Here is a 22,728-nt window from a genome sequence, read left to right as displayed (position 1 = left end):
CTTTACACAGCACTTTCATGTCTACCTTATCCAACAACGCTACGATTATCATAAAAAGGTGTGGTTATGAATAAAAAAAATGAATCTCATCACTGTATGGTCTGTGGACAAAATTATCCTATAAAAAGCCTCACACCTATAGGCGCAGTTCGCAAAACCATTACCGCAGAAATCTCACATGATTTTCCAGAATGCTCACCTAACGATTATATTTGCCCAACCGATTTAAGTAAGTATCGTATGCAGTACGTTCAAGCATCGCTAAAGTCTGAAAAAGGTGAGGTGACCAACCTTGAATCTGAATTGATTAAAAGTATGCAACATCATGAACTCATCACCAAAGATGTTGATACGACCCTAGAGCAAGAATGGACGTTTGGTGAACGATTGGCAGATAAAATTGCCACGTTTGGGGGCAGTTGGACGTTTCTTATTTGTTTTGCTATTTTTTTAGCCATTTGGATTATCATCAATACCGTGGTGATGGTCGCCCATCCTGCTGATCCTTATCCGTTTATTCTATTGAATTTAATATTGTCCTGTATCGCTGCGATTCAAGCCCCTGTGATTATGATGAGCCAAAATAGACAGGAAACCAAAGACCGATTGCGCTCAGAAAATGATTATCAAATCAACCTAAAAGCCGAGCTTGAAATTCAACATTTGCATGAAAAACTTGATCATCTATTAATGCATCAATGGGATAGGCTGGCTGAAATACAAGAGATGCAACTCGATTTATTATCTGAGATGAGCAAAAAGCGTTAGGATAATGCCCCTATTGCCCTATCCTGTCTTTATGAATTAAAGGAATCACATGCTGATTTAGTGGGGCAATCTGATGCGGTTAAGGCGTGGTTGGTTAGACAGATTAAGGTTTATCTATATATAAAAGCTAATAATAACAATAATATAGTTTTTTTATAAAATAAAAAGGTCTTTATTCTATGAGTGCTACTAAAGAAGATATTGAAGATTTCAATATTATTTTTGAGGAGATAAAATCTTTAAGAGAGATTTTCAAGCTGTCTCCTGAAATGTATAGCAAAGAATTTGATAGCGATATTGACCGTATAGCCTCTACATTACAATCTCAACAAAATGCTAGAGAAGCAATTGAAAATCAAGTTCAGTTTTTTCTTTCTTCTAAAGCTCAAAAAAAACTATATGAAATTGCTAAAAGACAGTGTCTATCGCTAGATAACATAACAGTCAATGAGTGCATTTATGAAATTAGAAGTTCATTATATTTACATTTAAAAAATAAGAGAGCTTTTGATGCATCTGGCTGCATGAAACTGATATCAAAAGTACGTAAAAATGTTAATGCAAAAGCACAAGAGATAACTTACTTTTTTCCTTTTAATGCACCTAGTCTCAGCCTTGACAAAGAGATACAGATAGGTAATGTAAAAATAATTCACAAAGATAGTGTTTACGCAAAAGTCAGCGATAATAGAAACTATAACCGCTTTGTGAAAAGTAATAACCACAATAGCTTTAACTGCCTTCTTAGTATCACAATACCGAAGTGCTCGAATAAAATGAGTAAAAATCGGGCGCAAAATACTGCAGAATTTATCTTTGGGGTTATTAAGGTTTTTACCACTCTTCATGAGTTTGAAGCCGCTCAAGTAAACCTAATTAGCAACCCTACTAAAAGTGATATTACCCATTATATTGCCAACAACAATGATGATGAATACTGGATTGGTGGTTCATATTCTTTTAGCGAAGATTTACAAGGTTTCTGGGATTCTTTTGAAGAAGACTTAAAATCAGATTTAGGACTCGTTATCGCAAAACTTATATCACGCGCAGTATCTCCTAGTAATACAGAATTTTTGGCAGACCGTTTAATTGATGCTTTTTATTGGTTTGGTGATGCTTCTAGAGACAATAACAGTAGCGCCCAAGTTGTTAAGCTAGTCACAGCAATGGAAAGGTTAGTAACTGTGAAAAATGGAGAAAAAAACGAAGGTATAACAAAAAACTTTTGTCGCAGAGTTTCCTGCTTGATTGCTGTATATCATGGCGAGATTGACGAGTGGTCTACCAAAGCCGAAAAGGTATATAAGTTAAGATCAGATTTTGTCCACGGAAGACAAAGCATTTACAAGACTTATGGAACAGAATTAGGTTTTGACCCATTTCAGCTTGCGTGTCCAACCATACTTTCTGCATGCATAATATTTTATAAGTTAGGTTTAGAGCTTAGCCCTTATGAAGCAAAGTTAAAAAGCGCATATGTTGAATTATCTGAAATATGTGAGGATGAGAAATACAAAATGAAGAAAGTTATGAATTCATAGTTTTATAATGGTAGGTTACGATATTGCTAACCTACCATTATAATTTTACTAGATTTTAAATCCCCGCCGCTACCTCAGCTCCATCTCTTATCGCTCGTTTGGCATCCAGCTCAGCTGCCAGTTTTGCACCACCAATTAGATGATATTGCGCATCAGGCGCATCACCGACATTAGGCATTAGCTCGACAACCGACTCTTGACCAGCACAGACCACTACACTATCGACACGTAATAGCTGACTTTGACCTTGATTGTTGGTGATCCAAATGCCCTCATTGGTGATTTTTTCGTACTGCGCACCCGATACTTGAATGACGCCATGCGATTTGACATGGGCGCGATGTACCCAGCCCGAGGTTTTATTGAGACCACTACCCAAGCGACCCTTGGTACGCTGTATCATATACACTTGGCGAACGGGAGTAATATCGCCAGTCTCGATGAGACCGCCTTCGCTTTGATAGTCAGGGTCAGCAGTCACGCCCCACTCTTCACGCCACTCGCTGACCGATTGCGCTTTTGGGCGGTACGTTGGGTCTTTTAACACCTCAGAACCCAGCTCATCTAATGCCTGACCGTGATTGGCGGTGAGATATTCACTGACATCAAAGCCGATACCGCCCGCACCGATGACCGCAACGGTATTGCCGACTGATTTTTGCCCAGAGAGTAATTCAGCATAGCTCATCACTTGTGGCAAATCTGCCCCTTCTAATTTTCCTTTTAGGCTTCTTGGCACGACACCAGTTGCGACGATAACATGATGAAATTTGCCCGCTTCCAGCATTGCTTTATCAACCTTAGTATTCAGCTTAACCTCAACCCCGAGATGCTCAAGCTCATTGATATAGTAGCGAATGGTCTCAAAGAATTCTTCTTTACCGGGGATAACTTTGGCGTAGTTAAACTGTCCACCTAAGATATCCTTGGCTTCAAATAACGTGACGTTATGCCCACGTAAAGCGGCGACATGAGCAGCTGACATGCCAGCAACACCGCCACCAATAACCGCGACTTTTTTCGGTTTTTTGACTTTCTTATAGACCAGTTCCGTTTCATAGCAGGCTTGCGGATTGACCAAACAGGTTGAGCGTTTATTCTCAAAAGTATGGTCGAGGCAGGCTTGGTTACAAGCAATGCAAGTATTAATACGATCCGCTTCACCATTTTTGGCTTTATTTACCCAATTCGGATCGGCTAAAAATGGACGCGCCATTTGAATCAAGTCTGCTTGACCTGAAGCAACAATGTTTTCAGCAGTATCCGGCATATTGATACGGTTGGCTGCCATGACTGGAATGTTGACGTGTTTTTTAATCTCGCTGGTAAAGTCAACAAAGGCAGCGCGCGGAACGCTGGTAACAATCGTTGGCACACGCGCTTCATGCCAACCAATGCCGGTGTTGATAATGGTCACGCCAGCCGCTTCTAACGCTTGAGCGACGGTAATCACTTCATCCATGATGTTGCCGTCTGTCACTAAATCAATCACCGACAAGCGAAATAGAATAATAAAATCATCACCTGCCTTTGCCCGAACGGCTTTGACCACATCAACGGCAAACTTCATCCGATTATGAATATCACCGCCATAATCATCGGCACGTTTATTGACATGACGCGATAAAAACTGATTAAGCAAATAACCTTCCGAGCCCATGATTTCAACGCCGTCATAACCGGCTTGCTTGGCTAATTTTGCTGAACGAGCAAAATCATTAATCGTTTGTTCGATGTTTTTAATGCTCATTTTACGGGGTTTAAATGGTGAGATTGGCGATTTTATCGGACTTGCTGACACTACGAAGGGATGATAACCATAACGACCACTGTGCAGAATCTGCATAATCATTTTACTGTCGTATTTATGCGCAGCTTTGGTGATTTTTTGATGGTTACGCACATCCATCTTACTGTTCATCGTGCCGCCTGCAGGGAGCAGCCAACCTTCACGATTCGGTGAGATACCACCGGTTATCATCATTGCCGCGCCACCTTTAGCACGTTCAGCGAAATACGCAGCAAGTTTGCCATAATTATAAAAACGGTCTTCAAGTCCTGTATGCATCGACCCCATTACCACACGATTTTTAAGGGTGGTAAATCCCAAATCTAACGGCTCAAATAAATGCGGATAATAGGCGTTTTTATCGGTAGTGCTAATAGCAGCATCAATGGTCATGCTAGGGTCGTGGCTTGCGGTATCGATGCGGGCGCTCATATCATTATCCTTTTGAATCGATGGGAGATTACGCTATCAATAAATAATATTAATAGACAGTTGTCACCTATCGTATCACACCGCCATTATTATCAGCCATTCATGCACGCGACTGACGAGTGAGCAATAATTGCTGTTCTTAAAAAACAATGGCGCACAGTGCAAACCAGTTACAAATCCATCTTACTTTTTAGTTCTGCTTATCTATAATAATTATGAATACGCTATCCAACTAATTGTACAAACCAACCATTTTCATTTAGATAAAGGATTATCACAATGACCGACTTTCATACCGGACTTGGTAAAAATGATGCCAATTATCAGCCGCTAACACCCATTGATTTTATTATCCGTAGCGCGCAGGTTTATCCAAACAATACTGCCATTATCTATGATGACCTTGAGCATAATAATTTTACCCAAACGTGGCAGCAGACTTTTACGCGTTGCCGGCAACTGGCGGACGGTTTGCGTAAACTTGGTATTGATAAAAATGACACCGTCGCAGTAATGATGCCAAATACTCCCGCTATGGTTGAATGTGCGTTTGGCGTACCGATGTCAGCAGGTGTATTGTGCACCTTAAATACCCGCCTCGATATTAATGCGCTCACTTTTTGCTTGCAACATTCTGAAGCCAAAGTATTAATCATGGATAGTGAGTTTGCCGACCTTGCAGAGCTGATTATTGAAACTTTTCCCAACTTAATCATCATTCATGCCACCGATATCGCTGTTGATGTGGAAAGATTCGGGCAAATGAGTTATGAAGAATTAATCGAAAGCTCAGACGACTTAGACAATTGGGAAAGATCGCTAGATGAGTGGGATGCGATTTCTCTCAACTATACCTCTGGTACGACAGGCACGCCAAAAGGTGTGGTTTACCATCATCGCGGTGCAGCGCTCAACGCCATTTCTAACATACTAGATTGGGATATGCCCAAGCATCCGATGTATCTATGGACATTGCCTTTATTCCATTGTAATGGTTGGTGCTTTCCGTGGTCTATCGCTGAACGCGCAGGCGTCAATGTCTGTTTGCGAAAAATGGATGCGGATTTAATGTTACAACTAATTGCCAAATATAAAGTCACCCATTATTGCTCCGCGCCTGTGGTTCATAACATGATTGCTAATGGTAAACCTGAATATAAAGCCGCGATTACTCACACCGTTAAAGGCTGGGTTGCCGGTGCGCCGCCGTCAGAAACCATGCTGACACACATGGAAGAAATGGGCTTTGATATCACCCACGTTTATGGACTGACGGAAGTGTATGGACCGGTGACGGTTTGTGCGGAACAAAACGATTGGGCTGCGCTCGATATTGCCGCCCGCGCCCAAAAGAAATCAAGCCAAGGTGTCATCTCGCACCTTATGACTGGCTTTGACGTCTTCAAGCAAGGCACCACCGAGCCAGTAAAAGCTGATGGTGAAGATATGGGCGAGCTTGCTCTGCGCGGCAATATGGTGATGAAAGGCTATCTAAAAAGTCGCAAAGCCACTGAAGCCGCGTTTGCTGATGGTTGGTTTCGAACCGGAGACTTAGGCGTCAAACAGCCTGATGGTTATATTAAAATCATGGATAGACTAAAAGACGTCATCATATCGGGCGGTGAGAATATCTCCAGTATTGAAGTCGAAAATGTCTTATATAAAATGCCTGCAATTCAAAGTTGTGCCGTTGTTGCCGCGCCCGATGATAAATGGGGCGAAGTACCGATTGCTTTTATCGAAATATATGACGGTAGCACCTTGCAGCGTGATGCCGTGATTGAACATTGCCGACAGTATTTAGCAGGATTCAAAGTACCCAAGCACATTATTTTTGCCGAAATTCCAAAAACCAGTACAGGCAAAGTGCAAAAGTTCGAATTGCGCCAAGCCGCCAAATCAATGGCGCATGAAACCAGTAAAGTAACTATAAATCCAGAATAATCTTATAAAATAGTAAGTTATTTATGATAAAAAAGGTCACCCTAATAAAAGTTAGGCTGACCTTTTTACTTATTTTTTAATTTTGCTGTTAGTTTAATTTCGGCTCAAGCCATTGATATATCAGCATCCCAATAATCATGGCAGGTATAAAGACATAGGCTTGCCAAACTCCTGTACCAAGCAACACAATACCAGGTCCAGGGCAAATACCGACCAAGCCCCAACCTATCCCAAATAGCATCGCCCCGATGAGGAGTTTTTTATTAATAGCCGTTTTGGTTGGCAGTTCTATCGGCGTGTCAATCCAGCTGACTTTTTGACGTTTCGCTATTTGTACGCCAACGATTGCCGCTATTAAGCCGCCACCCATTACCAGTGCCAATGAGATATCCCAAGCACCGAACACGTCCAAAAACCCTTGTACTTTAGCCGGATTGGTCATGCCTGATATCAATAATCCAAACCCAAACAATAACCCTGTTAACAGCCCAATCATGTTTTTTAGTATCGTATTTTTTAGCATTATTATTTCTCGCACTTTATTTGTTGATACAAGCGTTTATAAATCGACTTCAATACGGTCTTAGCACTCTTAGTCTCAGCCATGCGTGATGACATGGTCAAATCAAGCCCAATAACTGCCTACCAAGATAAACTGTCAGAATACCAAACAGCATAAAGGTCACTGTTGCTGCCATCGACCGAGGCGACAGGCGCGCATTACCGCAAATACCATGACCGCTAGTGCAACCCGAACCCAGCCGCGTGCCAAAACCAACAAGTAATCCTGCGCCAATTAACAACGGTAATGAGCTAGTTATATCTACAATCGGCAATGGCGCTACCAGTTGATACAGCAGCGGCGATATCACCAAACCCGCTACAAATAGCACTTGCCATAACTCTACTTTTTTGGGCTTAAGTAAGCTTGAAGCAACACCACTAATACCCGCAATACGCCCAATTCCCAGTAATAACAATACAGTTGCCGCCCCTATTATCAAGCCGCCTGCCAGTGATATTGGAGTAAAAGCTTGCCAGTCTATCTGTATACTCATAACGGTTCGCCTCTGCTAATTTTTATCAATGCTGTTCTTTGAAATATAATTTTAAAATCTATATATTATTAAACATTATATTATAAAGTATAATAAATAGGTAAAAAAATACCAAACTCAAAAGTTTGGTATTTTAGAAGCTGGCTTGATAAATTAAGCAGACTTCGCTTCGTCTTTTGCAAGCACTTGATTTAGCACATCTTCAAAACGCTTAACTGCGCCATCAACGTCAGTCAGTTTATCAAAACCAAATAGACCTAAACGGAACGTTTTAAAGTTAGCTGGCTCATCACATTTTAATGGCACGCCCGCTGCGATTTGCATACCAAGTTCACCAAATGCCGTGCCTTTATGCATGTCATCACGCTCAGTGTAAGAAACCACAACACCTGGCGCTTTAAAGCCTTCAGCAGCAACACTTTCAATGCCTTTGCCTTCTAGCAATGCACGGATTTTATTGCCAAGTTCCCACTGTGCGTCACATAATTTATCTAGACCAATTTCTTTGGCTTCATTAATAGTGTCACGGAATTGACGTAAGCTGTCAGTAGGCATAGTCGCATGATAAGCATGACCACCATTTTCATAAGCACGCATAACCGTTAGCCACTGTTTTAAGTCAAGGCTAAAGCTATTAGATTCGGTGCTTTCTACTTTCGCAACCGCTTTTTCACTAAGCATGACGACACCGGCACAAGGGGTGCTGCTCCAGCCTTTTTGTGGAGCACTGATCAATACGTCAATACCCAACTCTTTCATATCAAGCCAGATACAGCCAGATGCGATACAGTCGATAACCAATAAGCCGCCAACACTATGAACGGCGTCAGCCAATGCTTTGATATAGTCATTTGGTAAAATGATACCAGCTGACGTTTCAACGTGCGGTGCGAAAACGATACCAGGCTTCAATTCTTTAATTTTAGCAACGGCAGTTTCGATATCAACAGGTGCAAATGGTTTTGGTGCTTCAGTATCTTCAGTACGATCAGCAGCAAGAACAGTAGTCGTATTGCCGATATTGTTTTTTTCTAAAATTTGCGTCCAACGATAGCTGAACCAACCATTACGGATGATGACGCAATCTTGATTTTGTGCCAATTGGGCAGCCACTGCTTCCATGCCGTAAGTACCAGCACCTGGAACGATAGCAACCGCATCAGCGTTATAAACGGCCTTTAGATCAGTTGATAAATCGTTCATCACTTGCTGAAATGCTTTTGACATATGGTTTAAAGCACGATCAGTATAAACGACTGAATATTCTAATAAACCTTCTGGATCAATATCTTGACGTAATGCAGGCATGAGCTATTCCTTGTTTGTTGTTAGATTGTTTGCGGTTGAATAATAGTCAGGTACAAATTGAGATATGGATAACGCTAATAGCTGACACAAAGATACTAAGTATCGACTGTGTATCGCTAGGATTACTATAGATTTAGGTAAGGCTAAAGGCGTTGCTAGAGTTACAACATTAGATTGACGATATAGCACTTTGACCTCGCGCTATTGCCGTTAGTAAGGGTATGTGGTCTGTAAGACTACATAAAGCGTCATTAGCATTGCTACGCGGTGGTAAGCAGATAGTAATGAAGCCTTTTTAGCTAATATCCATTTTTAACTAATCTGACCTATCATTAATTCAATCCTAATTTACCAATTGAAGTAAGATAACGATGATATTACCACTGATTTTCAGTGCTGACAATGGTTTGTTGCTATTGCTCAAGTTGCTATTGTTCATCATGCTGATGCTGAATGAAAATTAGCGACGATAGGCATCCTGTAGCCCTGACACCACAAAATTTAGCAAATCGCTGTCGCCCTCTCGAGCGGCTTTGCGCATAAGCTTCGATGGCGCATGATTTATAGTCTGGCTAAGACGCCGTGACAGTTCAGTTATTACCTCTTCAGCACTTACCTCCCCTTGCTCAAGCTGAGTTAATGAGGCGGTTAATAATTGCTCTACTTGTGCATGGGTACGGCTGCGATATTGCTGAATGTCTCTACCTACTTGACGGACTTGAAAACGCCTTTCCATCTCAACCACCAGCTGACTGACCAACAACTCTGCATCAACAGCGGCTTGGCGGCGCTGCTCAAGGTTGCCAGCAATAACATGCTGCAAATCATCGACAGAATATAGATAAACATCATCCATTCGGCTAATCGTTGGGTCGATATCGCGCGGTACCGCCAAATCAATCATCAGCATCGGCTGATAGCGACGCTGTTTTAACGCCTGCGCGGTCATAATTTTATCAATCAATATATCCATGCTGCCGCTACAGCTGCTGATAATATCTGCTTCTGCCAATACGTTGGGTAAATCTTGTAGCGAACAAACCTCTACGCGGCGATTTGGTTGCCGTAACCCGACGGCTAAAATCTCAGCACGTTCCGGACTGCGATTACAAATAATAATCCGTCCGACCCCAAGTCCGGCAATATGAGTGGCAACGAGGCGATTCATCTCCCCTGCTGCTACTACCAATAAGGTACGGCTCGGCAAATTATCAAAAATTTGCGTTACCAATTTGGCGGCAGCAAAGCCAAGGGAGACCGCATGCGAGCCAACACTGGTCTCATTACGTACGCGCTTTGAAGCAGCAAAGACTTGATCAATAATCCAGCCTAGCTGACCATTGATTGTATGCTCAGTGTGCGCAAGTTGTACCGCCTGCTTGATTTGCCCAAGTATCTGCGGCTCCCCCAATATCATGGAGTCAAGCCCGGCTGCAACCCTGAGCCAATGGGTAATAGCATGGGTATCACGGTGCACATAAAGATAGGGATCAATTTCAGCCAATGGCAACTTTTTAAAATCAGCAAGCCATGTTTTGATATGGTTAATATGATCATTATTTGCCACTGAATTGCTTGCTGCTGAATGGCTTATAGTACTCACGCCTTGTTCACGACTGACGTGATGACTGGCGTTAACTAATAGTGTAGGCTCTGCTGGCATCAGCGCATAGATCTCAGTGCGATTACAGGTTGAGACAATGACGCTACCATCAGTAAAGTCTTTGAGCTGCCCAAGCGCAATATTAATATCGCCACCGACAAATGCCAAGCGCTCACGCAAAGCGACTGGTGCAGTTTTGTGATTGACGCCAATGACCACTAATCTCATTATCGATAGACCATAAACATAATGCTCATTTACTTGCTAAGTAAGTTGTCATGCTACATTAAAAGATACTGTTAAAGATTGCTGAAAATAATTATAAAAAAAGAATAAAAAAGAGTGAATCATTAGTATTGAAGGTACTGTAGCACCATTTACCATGTGTGCTTAGCGCCTAGTTATTATTTGAAAATCATATTGCAAAGTGAATACTGTCTTGATAAAACCGACTATTATACCATTGTTAGAGGTTTTATTTAACACTCACCGCCATAGAACAGGCTAATTGTCTTCATTTGGGCAAAGGCATTATAAATCAAGGAATACTATTAACGATTGTTGGTCAGCACTGCTATGATGTAACACGAGCTATATTGTTAATCCTGATTATTCGCGACTATACTGGCTTTGGAATAAACTTATAATAATGACTTTGTTATAGGGTTTTGATCTGATTCTCGTCAATTAATCGGAGTAAGCCGCTATTTTCTTGATATGATATTTCTGTTCATTAATCTTCTACGATTGCTTTTTTACCGTTTCTTATCGCGACAGGTTAGCTACTTTAGCAGCTTTTCGTCTTTTTATGGATGCACAATACGACATATGACTTTTTTTGGGTTTCTGTCTCGTCCTACTACTTTGTCTACCGCTGTTTCTATTTCTAGAATTAAGCCAAATACGCCAGTGGTAAACCGTACTGCTAATAGACCTATGTTGTTATTGCTCGCCTTATTGTTGCTGAACGCCCCAGCGCAAGCGCATATTCTAAGTCCATTGCTCGATGCTTTGATTCCTAATACATTGTTTGGCTCAGCCACTAAAAAACAACAAGCAGATGAAGTGCAAAGTAGCGGTGTGAATGCGGCAACTCAAAAGTCAAGCACACGTATCAATGAGACCACAACCACAAAATCGGTAAGTAGTACGAAGCCTTTAGGCGCGACATCAGTATTACAAACTTCGCTGAATGAACCCAGCCTATATGCGCTAATGGATGCGGAGTTTGCTGCTGCGCGCGGCGAGCCACAGCGTGCGGTCGCCATTTATAAGCAGCAGTCGTTAAAAGATGAGGCAACCGCTGTATTTGAGCGCGCGCTTGGACTTTCGTTACGCAATGAGGATATCAACAGCTCGCTACGTTTTGCCCAAACCTGGCAAAATCAAAACCCAGACCATGTTCCTGGTTGGTTTTATGTGGCACATTTGGCATTAAAGGCACATGATTATACGCTAGCAGGCGAAACCCTCAGTCGTATTTTGCGTTATGATCCACGCGCTGATTTAAGTGAGATTTTGATTGGTATTTATCCAACAGACAGTAGTGATCAGCGTGAGCTACTAGCTGCGTTGCAGCCTATTGATAGCCAGCAAAATGCCTCTTTGTCCGTTTTAAAAGCGGGCTTACTGTATCAGTTTAATGAGCCTCAAACGGCACTGGTACATATTGAGCGTGCTTTATTAAGTCAGCCCGATTATGTGCCTTTTATAACCTTAAAAGCCGATATTTTACGCAAAATAGAACAGTCAGCCACGGTGCTGAACTATATTGGCCAAGCACGCTTACGCAATCCGAGTAGCAAAAATTTATATCTGTACGAAATCAGATATTTATTGGACCTAAAACAAAGTAATGAGGCATGGCAGTTGTTACTCGAAGCCCACAACCGTTTCCCCGAAGATGAGGAAATCACGTTATTAGCTGCGCTGGTTAGCTTAGATATTGAGCAATATCGCAGTGCCGATCAACTGCTAAATATCTTGGCAAAAAGCCCCGCTTATCTTGACCAAGCTTACTACTATTTAGGCGTTAGTGCCGAACGCCAACAACGTTTTGAGCAGGCAAAATACTATCTTAATGGCGTGATGCAAGAAGACTTAGTCTTGGCTGCCCGTAAAAAAGTGGTGGCTTTTGAGCTGCTTAACAATAACGTTAATGCCGCTCTAGCAACGCTTGAGACATTGCGCCAACAATTTGAAGTGTTTGCGCCTGAAAGCTATGTGCTGCAAGCGGACGTATTATTACAGCAAAATGAATCCAATGCGGCGCTACGCTTGCTCACCCGTGCCAGCCGAACTTATCCAAACAGCGAATTGATACTTTTCGCCCGCTCGCAACTGCTCGATGATGTCAAAGATTATGACGTTAAGCGCACTTTGCTCAATCACTTGCAAGCGCTTGACCCAAAAGAGTTGTCCTATCAGCTGAGCTACGCGCAACTGTTACTATCTAATGACAATCAATCAGAACAAGGGCTAGCGCTGGCTTCTGCCATTATTCAGATACGCTATGATAATCCGCGTTATGACAACGAATTGCACTTGCAAGCGCTTAATATCCTTGCGACTAATGCCCTAGCTAAGGCTAACTATGCTCAAGTCATTGAATACTTGCAAACGCCCTACGACGTATTACCGAGCCTGCGCTCGGGGGTGTTACTATTGCGCGCTTATCAAGGTTTGGGTAACACCGATAAAGTAAATGCCCTACTCGCGGATTTGCAACAGCGGTTTTCCTTCGGGCAAGACAATGTGACAGATCGTATTCAGCTGTATTAACCATAACTCATTTAAATATCCGCTGAGCTATTTAGTCGTCATTGCTCGCTTGTCATCAGCCTTTAAGCTATCTATCAATAAAAAAAGAACAACATGCCATAACTGAGTAACAAAAAACCGTTAAGCTTAAGCGTTTGCAAGTTTCGGTTGCATTTTTTGCAATCATTTTTCTAATTGATTTTTTTAATTGATATACTTTGAGGAAATGTTATGTTTGCTACCCAAGCAGCCCCCTTTAAACCTACAAATAAATCCACAAAACTTGCCATCTTTGGCGCAGTCACTGCTATTCTGGCACTGACGACTGGCTGCCAGTCACTACCTAAAGCCAATACCACACAACCAATCCCAACCATTCAAACGCAAAAACTCGATAACTTTAATATCACAGGTAAAATTGGTGTTTCGGCGCCAGCAAATGGTGAAGCCCAAGGCGGCAGCGCATTTTACGCTTGGGCTCAAGAAAACGAGCGCTTTGCCATTGAATTAATCGGTGCATTGGGAATTGGCAAAACCAATATCGAATATGACGGTAAAACGGCAACATTGGTTAGCGAAAAAACTGGCACCTTAACTGCCAATAACCCAGAAACTTTGCTGCAAAAAGCCACGGGCTGGCAAGCGCCAATTTCTCAAATGCCTTACTGGATTTCTGGACGTGCTGCGCCATCCGATAGATCGCCACAGGTTGATAACCAAAATCGTTTGGTAAGCTCTGCAAATGGCAATTGGACCGCAAGCTTTACTTATAAGGGCAATGATAAGTTGCCAAATAAAATCAGCGCCACCCAGCCCACGGGTCAAAAAGTAGTGATGACTCTTAACCATCAAGGTCGCTAAGCGATATATGGTTATTAATGACTGCTTAATAATCATTAACAGCTAAAAGTTAAAACTAAAAAACGGATGGCTAATAAAGATATATGACTATGGCTAAAAGCATCTTCCTAGCACCAAGCGTCCAAAACAATAAACAATGTACTATTACGCGCCTATCTCCGGCAAAAATTAATCTGTTTTTGCATATTACTGGTAAGCGTTCGGATGGTTATCATGATCTGCAAACCGTGTTTCGTTTGCTTAATTGGGGCGACTATCTGCATTTTTTGGTATCAGATAAAGCAACAGTTATAGATAAAATAGCAGATGTTGATTGTCTTTGTCGCCAGTTACTCTTATTACATGGTGCCGATAGAATAACCAGCCATTTAGAAGACAATTTGATTTTCAAAGCCGCACACGCATTATTGGCAGCGGCGATAGCATCAAATAAGCTGCCCAAGCAACTTCCTCAAATAAAAATTAGGTTAGATAAACATTTACCAATGGGCGCAGGCTTGGGCGGTGGTTCATCCAACGCTGCCACAACATTAATGACGCTCAATGAGATGTGGCAATTTAATTTTAATCGTGATGAGTTGATAAAAATCGGTACCGAAATTGGTGCGGACGTACCGATATTTATCTTTGGGCAAGATGCCATTGCGATGGGTATTGGTGAACAATTGACTACCATTGATTTGCCTGCCCAGCAATATTTAATATTAACGCCTGCCGCCCATGTCAACACCGCTGAACTGTTCGCGCACCCAAATTTACGACGAGATATTGCCCTCTTATTGATTGAAACCATTAAAAACCAGTCCAATGATTACATGCAATATTTAAATACGCCTTATCGAAATGTCTTTACGCCTGTGGTAACGAGCCTCGCACCAGCTGTCGATACAGCCTTACGATACTTACAGGGTTTAGAAAAAATATCATGTGGCACAGCTCGTATGACCGGCTCTGGTAGTACGGTATTCTTACCGCTGGATACAAGTGTTGCTAGTGATAAGGTACTTTTAGCAAAGTGGATTGAAGATGCACCTTGTAAGGCGTATGTAGTGGGAAGTTTATGATATGGGCTATAAATTATATTAGATTAAAATATTACTAACTCGACATATATTTGCTTACGAAGCAAACTAGTAGGTCGTTTGTTTTAAAAACGAGAATATCTTATAAACTCTAAAATAAGTTGCTATTAATATGAGCTACTCATATCTAAATAAGAGTCTAATAATATCCACAGTTTTTGTTTGCCTGTCATTAAATTTAACTGGGTGTATACCACTATCCAAATCTCATGATGAATCTAATTCTAATGGATCATCTGATAATATCGCTTTGCTACAGCAACTAGAAACAGAAGCAAAAGATGACTCTCAAAAAATTGCTACTTCTCATCAGGATGCTAAAGCCAGCTCACATGCTGAACTGTTTACTTATGCAACTACTCTTTCAATGCGCGAGATCAATTTTGTTTTGAAAGGCAAATACGTTATCAAAAATAACTGCTTATACTTTGTTCAAAATAATAATACGTACCTTAGTCCTATTTTTTATCCAGATAGAGCTATTCTTTTTGAGAATGAAAACGCTATCTCTCTAAATGGAACCAAAGTTAAACTCGGTGAGGAAGTTATTACGAGTGGTAAAATTAAAGAACGTATAGGTAACTACTATTTACGAAAAGGTGACACTGTTATCGATGACCCAGAGAATACAGCTTGTTTGACAGAACCCGCTGTGTTTATGAGTGGTAGAGTGGTGAATCCTCTCGTCTAGAGGAACCTCGTACAGAATCAATTTACGGTTCAAAAACTTAATAAAAAACTTCTATCCACTGCAATAGTAGCGATACAACCCACACTGAATAACTTAGTTTTGAATAAAAGGCTCAAATGACTTGCAAAGTCTGAATATTTATTTATAATAGGTCGCCTCAATAGGGGTATAGCCAAGTTGGTAAGGCATCAGGTTTTGATCCTGACATCCGTTGGTTCGAGTCCAGCTACCCCTACCATATTTTCAGTTCGCATGATTCTGATAGCTCATTTAATATGAACTATAGGATAGCAATTGACAACACCCTTCCAATTTCGGTATAGTTCGCAACGAACACCGTTAAGGAAAGTTGGTTATTAGACAGTCTATCTGTGTAGTAAGCAAATCAAAAAGGCAGCAACGTTATGCTAATGTTATTTATTAGCCAACAGCGTATGTTTAGCCTGAACATTACAGGGGTATAGCCAAGTTGGTAAGGCATCAGGTTTTGATCCTGACATCCGTTGGTTCGAGTCCAGCTACCCCTGCCATTTTCTACGATTCATCCATCACATTTTCTTAATTTGAGCAGTGTACACTGCTTAGCGGTCGCTGCTTGAGTTAATCAATAGGACTTCAGTCATGCCTTATTTGGCGATTTTTACCGGTACTGCCCACCCTGAATTAGCGAAAACCGTAGCCGACCACCTTCACATTCCTCTTGGTAAAGCTGACATCACGCGTTTTTCTGATGGCGAAATTGCTGTTGAAATCAAAGAACATGTCCGCGGTAAAGACGTCTTTATCATGCAGCCAACTTGTGCGCCGACCAATGATAACTTGATGGAGATCATGATGATGGCGGACGCATTGCGTCGCTCAAGTGCCGGTCGTATCACTGCTGTAATGCCCTATTTTGGTTATGCCCGTCAAGACCGTCGTCCACGTTCGGCGCGTGTGCCTATCTCTGCGAAAGTCGTTGCTGATATGCTTAACATTGTGAGCATTGACCGCGTAATGACTGTTGACTTGCACTCAGATCAAATTCAAGGTTTCTTTGACATTCCTGTTGATAATATTTATGGCACGCCTGTGTTATTAAATGACTTACAAAAACAAGATTATGACAACATCATGGTGGTTTCACCTGACGTTGGCGGTGTAGTACGTGCGCGTGCTATGGCAAAACTATTAGGTGATGCCGACCTAGCCATTATTGATAAGCGCCGCGCCCGTGCCAACGAATCGCAAGTGATGCATATCATTGGTGATGTTCGTGACCGCGATTGCGTGATTGTCGATGATATGGTTGATACGGCTGGTACGCTATGTAAAGCCGCCCAAGCCTTGAAAGACAACGGCGCGCGCCGTGTCCTTGCCTACATTACTCACCCAGTATTGTCTGGTAATGCACTGAAAAATATCAGTGAATCATCATTAGATGAAGTGGTGGTTACCGATACTATCCCATTATCTGCTGCTGCTAAAGCTTGTTCTAAAATTCGTCAAGTTTCTATCGCGCCAATGCTGGCTGAAAGCTTACGCCGTATTAATAATGAAGAATCTATCAGCGCAATGTTTGAATAACACCGCTGCTTGTACCCATTAAGCGAAATCTTTATATATTATCTATAACCAGACGCATCCTAGCTAACCCTCAATGAATGAGATTTGGCAGGATGCGTTTGCTGTAAGCCTTTATTATTACTACAAAAGCACGTATAATGCGCGCCTGTATTGACTAAATGCTTGTATAAGCTGGTCGGTATTATTCGAAGTGTGGATTACCCTGCGTATGACTGTCTGTGATGGTAATAATATTACCGTCATCATTGATGATTATGTGTAGTGGATAGCTCATAGTTTCATTATTAACGATAAACGTTATGGTTGATAATGAAGTATCAAAGTTATCTTTAGGCATTAGTGGGCTGGTCGCAAGCCTACTATTTAGATCCGCGACTTCATTACTCTTTTTATAGGATTATATCCATGAGCACTAATCATTTTGCATTAAATGCCGTTGACCGTTCTGCAGACCAACAAGGTAAAGGTGCGAGCCGCCGCCTACGTAAGCAGAATCTAGTTCCTGCTATCATTTATGGTGGTAACGAAGAGCCAACAGCAATCGCTATCAAGCATAACGAGTTGGTAAAAGCGCTTGAATTTGAAGCCTTCTTCTCTCATATTTTGACCATCAACGTTGATGGCGAAGAGTATCAAGCAGTGATTAAAGCGCTACAGCGCCATCCTGCTAAAGGCTACCCAATGCATGCTGACTTCCAGCGCGTTGTGAAAGGTCAAAAAATCAACATGAATGTTCCTCTACATTTCACTGGTGCTGAAGATGCGCCTGGTACTAAAAAATCTGGTATCCTATCTACAGTAGTCACTGATGTTGAAATCGTTTGCCTACCATCACAGCTACCTGAATATTTAGCAGTAGACGTATCTGGCATGGAAATTGGCGATTTGTTCCGTTTATCAGACATTAAATTGCCCGAAGGCGTTATCATCTTTGACCTTGATATGGAAGATGCACACGACCGTACTATCGTGAACATGCAAGCACCTACTGTTGAAGAAGTTGATACCGATGCTGTCGATGCTAGCGAAGTTCCTGCAACTGCTCAAACTAAAGACGCAGAATAATAAGCAAAACCTATATGGTTGTTAAGTTGCGTACGATATACGCTACTATCAATCTGCAGGCTTGTTATTAAACTCAGCAGGAGATGCATGTCTCCTGCTGTTTTTGTAAGTAACATATGGAAATCTAGGGAGTTTTAAATACCTGCCAGATTCCTGATAGTTATATTCTTATTGACCGTCATTTTTAGTTACTGTCACCCTTTTTTAGCGTCACCTGTTATTTATTGATTATCAGCAGAGTATTCTTATGTCCATAAAACTTATCGTTGGTCTTGGCAATCCTGGTCAGCAATATATGTTTACGCGCCATAATGCGGGCTTTTGGTTTGTTTTCCATTTAGCCGAGCAGTTTAATATTGCGCTCAGTCCTGACAAAAAATTTCACGGTCTGACTGGTCGTGGGCAGATTCATGGGCATGATGTGCGGTTATTATTGCCACAAACCTTTATGAATAAGTCTGGTGACTCTGTCGTGCCGATGGTGAATTTTTATGGCATTGATAATGATCAGATGCTGATTGCGCATGATGAGCTTGATATACCCGCTGGTAGCATTAAGCTAAAAACAGGCGGTGGTCATGGTGGGCACAATGGTCTACGTGATATCACACCGCATCTTGGCAGTGATTTTCATCGTCTGCGCGTGGGTATTGGTCATCCGGGTCATAAGTCTAAAGTCAGCGGTCATGTGCTGTCTAAAGCTTCACCTGATGAGCAAATTGGTATTGATAGTGCACTGACAGCAGCATTTGAGGCATTGCCATTAATTATGAATGGCGATCTTGAACGCGCTCGTGAAAAAATTAACGGCTTTAAACTACCTAGTTAATACTCATTTTATTATTGATACTGAAATCAATCAGCTATGATTATTTCTATTTACGCTTAGCCTTTTTACATTTAGCTTTTTGACTATGCTATAGCGCCTGACTCTGTTATAAGCCTTATGCTTGTTTATATATGATGCTCATGCTTTTATTAATTGTAACTCGTCCCCATTAACAGATTACTTTTTTACTTTTGTTACGCTAAGGAAGCACCCTATGCTACTTAATATGCTGAAATGCAAATTGCACCGTGCCCGCGTCACGCATGCTGAACTCCATTATGAAGGCTCATGCGGCATCGACAGTGATTTACTCGACCTTGCTGGTCTGCGTGAAAATGAGTCAATTGACATCTATAACGTGACCAATGGTCAGCGCTTTCGCACCTACGCTATTCGCGCGGAAGCAGGCTCTGGCATTATCTCGTTAAATGGCGCTGCCGCTCACATGGCAGATCTTGGTGACATCGTCATCATTTGTGCGTATGCTCAGTTTAGTGAAGCAGAAGCCGATGTCTATATGCCAAAATTGGTTTATTGTAACGAAGACAATAGCGTCAAAGACACCGCCAATATTATTCCGGTACAAGTTGCCTAATCGCCAACATTAGGCTGATAAGTGCGATTTTTTGTCTTAAAAGATTTATAATTCAAAAAAAAGGCTAAGTCGCAATAGACTTAGCCTTTTTTATATTTTTAGATTCAAAACCGGAAAAACTAAAGTTAAAATTATCGCTAATAGTTATCACTCGCTAATAGTTATCACTCGCTAAATAGAACTAGCGATTCTTTTTACGATTTCTAAACCCGCGCCATAAGCCTTCTTGGGCAACTTTTGGCATTTTTAAAGTAATGGTGTTTGAGAGCATGTCTTGTACCGCAAGACCGCGGCGGTTAAACAAACAAAAGATATAATTAAAAATAAAACCAAAAAAGGCGCTGGTCAATAATACTGCACGTGAGCCACCAATTAGACTACCAATAATCACGCACAATACCGGCATCAAGCAAGCCGCTAGAATACGTTTGAAAGACTGCGCCCATGTTAGCAAGTGACCAGCATTATTTACCGTTTTAAGCCGCCACGTTTGCATACCTAACGTCTGCCCGCCCCGCCGCCAAAACATGCCATAGAAGCCTACTAGCGTCAGCACAAATGAGGGCGTCATAATAAAGTTCTGATACCAAGTTGGCAATGACTGCGCCTGTGCTGATTCAGTACCCGTCTGCATAGTCAGCAAAGTGCCAATCACTGTTAGTACGGTGCCAACCAAAAACAGTAATGCCAAAATCAACATCCCATCATAGACAATAGCAACAACGCGCTCCATTGGATGGGCAATCATTGGCTCATGGATGGGTTCCTGCATATTTGGCGGGCGCTGCTGCGACGGTGGCTTACCTTGAACGCTAGAGGTAACCGCAGATTTTGGCGTACTTTTTGGCATAGTTTTAGACATGGCACGAACTCATAGCAAGCAAGAAACAGTGCCACTATTGTACCGTAATTTGGGCTACATATCGGATATTATCCGTCACCAATATAAAGCAGATAATGGGCAAATTTTACAATGATGAGCGCTAAAAAAATTCTGATGAACAAATAAAATGATAAGCGGTAGCGATAAAAGTTATGCAGGAAAAGCCATGGAAGAATGGCTAAAGAGAAAGCAAAAATTAACAGACATAAAAAAACCGCCAAATTGTCATAAGACAGGCGATTAATTTAGTGTTCTAGTGATAATGCAAATGGTGCGCTTGGAGAGATTCGAACTCCCGACCCCTTAGTTCGTAGCCAAGTGCTCTATCCAACTGAGCTACAAGCGCGTACTTTGCACATCATCTACTACGCAGTGTTTAACTTTGTAGTAAATTAGGTTGGTTATTATATAGATAATTTAGCAGTTGTCAATATCTTTTTTCATTAAAATCTAAAATTCTTATTTTAATTACTAGCCAATATTCTGACGCTTGTTGCTATATTAACTCTACTAATAAACCGAATTAATGGCGGTGAAGGAGGGATTCGAACCCTCGATACGCTTACACGTATGGTTCCTTAGCAGGGAACTGGTTTCAGCCACTCACCCACTTCACCGAACGATGTAAGACTCTTCGTATGACAACTGATCATCATATAAAAAACGGTATCAATGCTAATGATACGTCTTATGTCGTGGGCGCTCATTATAGCAAAGCCAAACAGAATTGCAAGCCTTAGCGGACGATTTCCTCATACTTTTGCAATAATTTCATTCATTCGAACAAATTTATTGCGTTATTAGGTGAATTTAGAGGTTGAGCAGCGTTATTTTAGCTGTGTTAGGCTGGTTTTAAGGGTTTAAATATCAAGGATTTTGTCATAGCGTATTATTTGTAAGCGAGCATTATAGAATAGTGGCTAAAATGACAACTTACCTAATATCGCTACTATGGCTTTTTAATGGCGGGAGCGCTATAGTCTTGAAGCGGTAAGGCAATAAGATAATTTAAAAAAATAAATACTTTGCCCTACTTTATCCAGTGATACCGTATTGATTCATTTCTTAATACTAATACCGATACTAAAAAAATAGATAAGGAGACGTTATGCGTCCAGTTGTGCTGTGTTTTTCAGGACTAGATCCATCAGGTGGCGCAGGACTACAAGCCGATATCGAAGCGATTGGGCAAGCTGGTGCACATGCTGCCATTGCGTGTACAGCGATTACGGTACAAAGCTCGCAGCAAGTATTTGGTTTTGAAGCCTGTGCAGCTAATTTGGTCAAGGCGCAAGCGACTACGGTGCTTGCGGATTTGCCCGTCAGCGTGATTAAGTCGGGGATGCTGGGCACGACGGATAATATCGCCATGCTCACCCAGCTATTTGCCGATACCATTATCCCAGCGCGTACGCCCTTTGTGCTCGATCCGGTGCTGGTTGCCAATAGTGGCGGTAGCTTAGGCGATGAGCAAACGTTGGTTGCTGCCTTTCTTAAGCTATTGCCCTACGCGACGTTAATCACGCCCAATACGCATGAACTGCGAGCATTAAGTGGCGAGCAGGATTTGCATATTGGCGCACAGAAGCTTTGCGCACAAGGGACACATGCAGTACTGGTAAAGACGTCGCATGATTTTGAGACAGGCGATATTGAGCAGTATTTATATATTAAAGGTGAGATGGTGCATAAAAGTGTGTTACCGCGCTTAGACGGCGAATTTCATGGTTCTGGCTGTTCACTTGCAAGCTTTATTGCTGGACGCTTAGCCATGGGTGATACGGTGGTTAATGCGGTTATGGCAGCAGATAGTTGGATTACGCAAACGCTGCGGACTGCCGACGCGCCACATCCGAATAATGCTCAAGCGCAATTAATCCCTAATCGCTTTGTATCTTTTAAATAATAGCTTTACATAAACTGCTTATTCAAGCATAAAAAAGACGCGTT

18 protein-coding genes and 4 tRNA genes are annotated in these 22,728 nt (G+C 41.7%); 14 read left to right on the top strand and 8 right to left on the bottom strand.

Features of this window, described 5'->3' with window-relative positions:
* Positions 1-66 precede the first annotated feature (66 nt).
* Both H2245_RS03780 and H2245_RS03775 read left to right on the top strand, forming a co-directional pair.
* Positions 67-768 (top strand): DUF1003 domain-containing protein, encoded by a 702-nt coding sequence (locus tag H2245_RS03780; protein ID WP_182406029.1) that lies wholly within the window; start codon positions 67-69, stop codon positions 766-768.
* Positions 769-947: 179 nt separating this feature from the next.
* Positions 948-2,312, top strand: a complete 1,365-nt coding sequence (locus H2245_RS03775) for a HEPN domain-containing protein (RefSeq protein ID WP_182406027.1) — start codon at positions 948-950, stop codon at positions 2,310-2,312.
* Positions 2,313-2,367: 55 nt separating this feature from the next.
* On the opposite strand, the gene H2245_RS03770 is transcribed toward H2245_RS03775, so the two are convergent.
* Complete coding sequence (locus H2245_RS03770; RefSeq protein WP_182406243.1) at positions 2,368-4,494, bottom strand: FAD-dependent oxidoreductase; 2,127 nt, start codon at positions 4,492-4,494, stop codon at positions 2,368-2,370.
* 318 nt (positions 4,495-4,812) lie between these two features.
* Here H2245_RS03770 and H2245_RS03765 point away from each other — a divergent pair, with 318 nt between their 5' ends.
* Positions 4,813-6,477 (top strand): AMP-binding protein, encoded by a 1,665-nt coding sequence (locus H2245_RS03765; protein WP_182406026.1) that lies wholly within the window; start codon positions 4,813-4,815, stop codon positions 6,475-6,477.
* Between the two features lie 88 nt (positions 6,478-6,565).
* On the opposite strand, the gene H2245_RS03760 is transcribed toward H2245_RS03765, so the two are convergent.
* From H2245_RS03760 to hemA, 4 genes are all read right to left on the bottom strand, one after another.
* On the bottom strand, positions 6,566-7,000 hold the full coding sequence (locus H2245_RS03760; protein ID WP_182406024.1) for a DUF6691 family protein: 435 nt from the start codon (positions 6,998-7,000) through the stop codon (positions 6,566-6,568).
* A gap of 97 nt (positions 7,001-7,097) precedes the next feature.
* Positions 7,098-7,535 (bottom strand): YeeE/YedE family protein, encoded by a 438-nt coding sequence (locus H2245_RS03755; RefSeq protein ID WP_182406022.1) that lies wholly within the window; start codon positions 7,533-7,535, stop codon positions 7,098-7,100.
* 153 nt (positions 7,536-7,688) lie between these two features.
* Complete coding sequence (locus H2245_RS03750; protein WP_182406020.1) at positions 7,689-8,843, bottom strand: aminotransferase class V-fold PLP-dependent enzyme; 1,155 nt, start codon at positions 8,841-8,843, stop codon at positions 7,689-7,691.
* 460 nt (positions 8,844-9,303) lie between these two features.
* Positions 9,304-10,674 (bottom strand): glutamyl-tRNA reductase, encoded by a 1,371-nt coding sequence (hemA, locus tag H2245_RS03745; protein WP_182406018.1) that lies wholly within the window; start codon positions 10,672-10,674, stop codon positions 9,304-9,306.
* A gap of 600 nt (positions 10,675-11,274) precedes the next feature.
* Here hemA and H2245_RS03740 point away from each other — a divergent pair.
* The 10 genes from H2245_RS03740 (at position 11,275) to panD (ending at position 19,895) form a co-directional block, all read left to right on the top strand.
* The gene (locus H2245_RS03740) at positions 11,275-13,227 is read left to right on the top strand and encodes a hypothetical protein (protein ID WP_259365067.1); all 1,953 of its coding nucleotides are present in this window, start codon (positions 11,275-11,277) and stop codon (positions 13,225-13,227) included.
* A gap of 210 nt (positions 13,228-13,437) precedes the next feature.
* On the top strand, positions 13,438-14,067 hold the full coding sequence (lolB, locus tag H2245_RS03735) for a lipoprotein insertase outer membrane protein LolB (RefSeq protein ID WP_182406016.1): 630 nt from the start codon (positions 13,438-13,440) through the stop codon (positions 14,065-14,067).
* 89 nt (positions 14,068-14,156) lie between these two features.
* Positions 14,157-15,131: a 4-(cytidine 5'-diphospho)-2-C-methyl-D-erythritol kinase gene (gene ispE / locus H2245_RS03730; RefSeq protein WP_182406014.1), complete on the top strand. Its 975-nt coding sequence runs from the start codon at positions 14,157-14,159 to the stop codon at positions 15,129-15,131.
* Positions 15,132-15,261: 130 nt separating this feature from the next.
* Positions 15,262-15,840, top strand: coding sequence for a hypothetical protein (locus H2245_RS03725; RefSeq protein WP_182406012.1), 579 nt, complete (start codon positions 15,262-15,264; stop codon positions 15,838-15,840).
* 162 nt (positions 15,841-16,002) lie between these two features.
* Positions 16,003-16,078 (top strand) — tRNA-Gln (locus tag H2245_RS03720).
* Positions 16,079-16,294: 216 nt separating this feature from the next.
* A tRNA-Gln gene (locus H2245_RS03715) sits at positions 16,295-16,370 on the top strand.
* Positions 16,371-16,461: 91 nt separating this feature from the next.
* Complete coding sequence (locus tag H2245_RS03710) at positions 16,462-17,406, top strand: ribose-phosphate pyrophosphokinase (RefSeq protein WP_182406010.1); 945 nt, start codon at positions 16,462-16,464, stop codon at positions 17,404-17,406.
* Positions 17,407-17,811: 405 nt separating this feature from the next.
* Positions 17,812-18,471 carry a 50S ribosomal protein L25/general stress protein Ctc gene (locus tag H2245_RS03705; protein WP_182406008.1) on the top strand — a complete coding sequence of 220 codons (660 nt, stop codon included), beginning with the start codon at positions 17,812-17,814 and terminating at the stop codon, positions 18,469-18,471.
* Between the two features lie 247 nt (positions 18,472-18,718).
* Positions 18,719-19,300, top strand: coding sequence for an aminoacyl-tRNA hydrolase (gene pth / locus H2245_RS03700; RefSeq protein WP_182406006.1), 582 nt, complete (start codon positions 18,719-18,721; stop codon positions 19,298-19,300).
* A 214-nt stretch (positions 19,301-19,514) separates the two neighbouring features.
* Positions 19,515-19,895 carry an aspartate 1-decarboxylase gene (panD, locus tag H2245_RS03695; protein ID WP_182406004.1) on the top strand — a complete coding sequence of 127 codons (381 nt, stop codon included), beginning with the start codon at positions 19,515-19,517 and terminating at the stop codon, positions 19,893-19,895.
* 181 nt (positions 19,896-20,076) lie between these two features.
* Here panD and H2245_RS03690 read toward each other — a convergent pair whose 3' ends face one another.
* The 3 genes from H2245_RS03690 to H2245_RS03680 all read right to left on the bottom strand — a co-directional run bounded on the left by H2245_RS03690 (position 20,077) and on the right by H2245_RS03680 (position 21,395).
* The gene (locus tag H2245_RS03690; protein ID WP_182406002.1) at positions 20,077-20,757 is read right to left on the bottom strand and encodes an RDD family protein; all 681 of its coding nucleotides are present in this window, start codon (positions 20,755-20,757) and stop codon (positions 20,077-20,079) included.
* 290 nt (positions 20,758-21,047) lie between these two features.
* A tRNA-Arg gene (locus H2245_RS03685) sits at positions 21,048-21,124 on the bottom strand.
* A gap of 181 nt (positions 21,125-21,305) precedes the next feature.
* Positions 21,306-21,395 (bottom strand) — tRNA-Ser (locus H2245_RS03680).
* 491 nt (positions 21,396-21,886) lie between these two features.
* On the opposite strand from H2245_RS03680, the gene H2245_RS03675 reads away from it, so the two are divergent.
* Positions 21,887-22,684: a hydroxymethylpyrimidine/phosphomethylpyrimidine kinase gene (locus H2245_RS03675; RefSeq protein WP_182406000.1), complete on the top strand. Its 798-nt coding sequence runs from the start codon at positions 21,887-21,889 to the stop codon at positions 22,682-22,684.
* Positions 22,685-22,728: the final 44 nt, after the last annotated feature.

This window comes from Psychrobacter sp. GP33 (assembly GCF_014119005.1).
In the GTDB taxonomy this organism is placed as follows: domain Bacteria; phylum Pseudomonadota; class Gammaproteobacteria; order Pseudomonadales; family Moraxellaceae; genus Psychrobacter.
The sequence above is the reverse complement of the archived record's forward strand: the minus strand, read 5'-3'. Positions and strand labels throughout refer to the sequence as shown.

Excerpts from the sequence above, each read along its gene's own strand:
- H2245_RS03780 (WP_182406029.1), top strand. The coding sequence starts at position 67 with ATGAATAAAAAAAATGAATCTCATCACTGTATGGTCTGTGGACAAAAT.
- H2245_RS03775 (WP_182406027.1), top strand. The coding sequence starts at position 948 with ATGAGTGCTACTAAAGAAGATATTGAAGATTTCAATATTATTTTTGAG.
- H2245_RS03770 (WP_182406243.1), bottom strand. The coding sequence starts at position 4,494 with ATGACCATTGATGCTGCTATTAGCACTACCGATAAAAACGCCTATTAT.
- H2245_RS03765 (WP_182406026.1), top strand. The coding sequence starts at position 4,813 with ATGACCGACTTTCATACCGGACTTGGTAAAAATGATGCCAATTATCAG.
- H2245_RS03760 (WP_182406024.1), bottom strand. The coding sequence starts at position 7,000 with ATGCTAAAAAATACGATACTAAAAAACATGATTGGGCTGTTAACAGGG.
- H2245_RS03755 (WP_182406022.1), bottom strand. The coding sequence starts at position 7,535 with ATGAGTATACAGATAGACTGGCAAGCTTTTACTCCAATATCACTGGCA.
- H2245_RS03750 (WP_182406020.1), bottom strand. The coding sequence starts at position 8,843 with ATGCCTGCATTACGTCAAGATATTGATCCAGAAGGTTTATTAGAATAT.
- hemA (WP_182406018.1), bottom strand. The coding sequence starts at position 10,674 with ATGAGATTAGTGGTCATTGGCGTCAATCACAAAACTGCACCAGTCGCT.
- H2245_RS03740 (WP_259365067.1), top strand. The coding sequence starts at position 11,275 with ATGACTTTTTTTGGGTTTCTGTCTCGTCCTACTACTTTGTCTACCGCT.
- lolB (WP_182406016.1), top strand. The coding sequence starts at position 13,438 with ATGTTTGCTACCCAAGCAGCCCCCTTTAAACCTACAAATAAATCCACA.
- ispE (WP_182406014.1), top strand. The coding sequence starts at position 14,157 with ATGGCTAAAAGCATCTTCCTAGCACCAAGCGTCCAAAACAATAAACAA.
- H2245_RS03725 (WP_182406012.1), top strand. The coding sequence starts at position 15,262 with ATGAGCTACTCATATCTAAATAAGAGTCTAATAATATCCACAGTTTTT.
- H2245_RS03710 (WP_182406010.1), top strand. The coding sequence starts at position 16,462 with ATGCCTTATTTGGCGATTTTTACCGGTACTGCCCACCCTGAATTAGCG.
- H2245_RS03705 (WP_182406008.1), top strand. The coding sequence starts at position 17,812 with ATGAGCACTAATCATTTTGCATTAAATGCCGTTGACCGTTCTGCAGAC.
- pth (WP_182406006.1), top strand. The coding sequence starts at position 18,719 with ATGTCCATAAAACTTATCGTTGGTCTTGGCAATCCTGGTCAGCAATAT.
- panD (WP_182406004.1), top strand. The coding sequence starts at position 19,515 with ATGCTACTTAATATGCTGAAATGCAAATTGCACCGTGCCCGCGTCACG.
- H2245_RS03690 (WP_182406002.1), bottom strand. The coding sequence starts at position 20,757 with ATGTCTAAAACTATGCCAAAAAGTACGCCAAAATCTGCGGTTACCTCT.
- H2245_RS03675 (WP_182406000.1), top strand. The coding sequence starts at position 21,887 with ATGCGTCCAGTTGTGCTGTGTTTTTCAGGACTAGATCCATCAGGTGGC.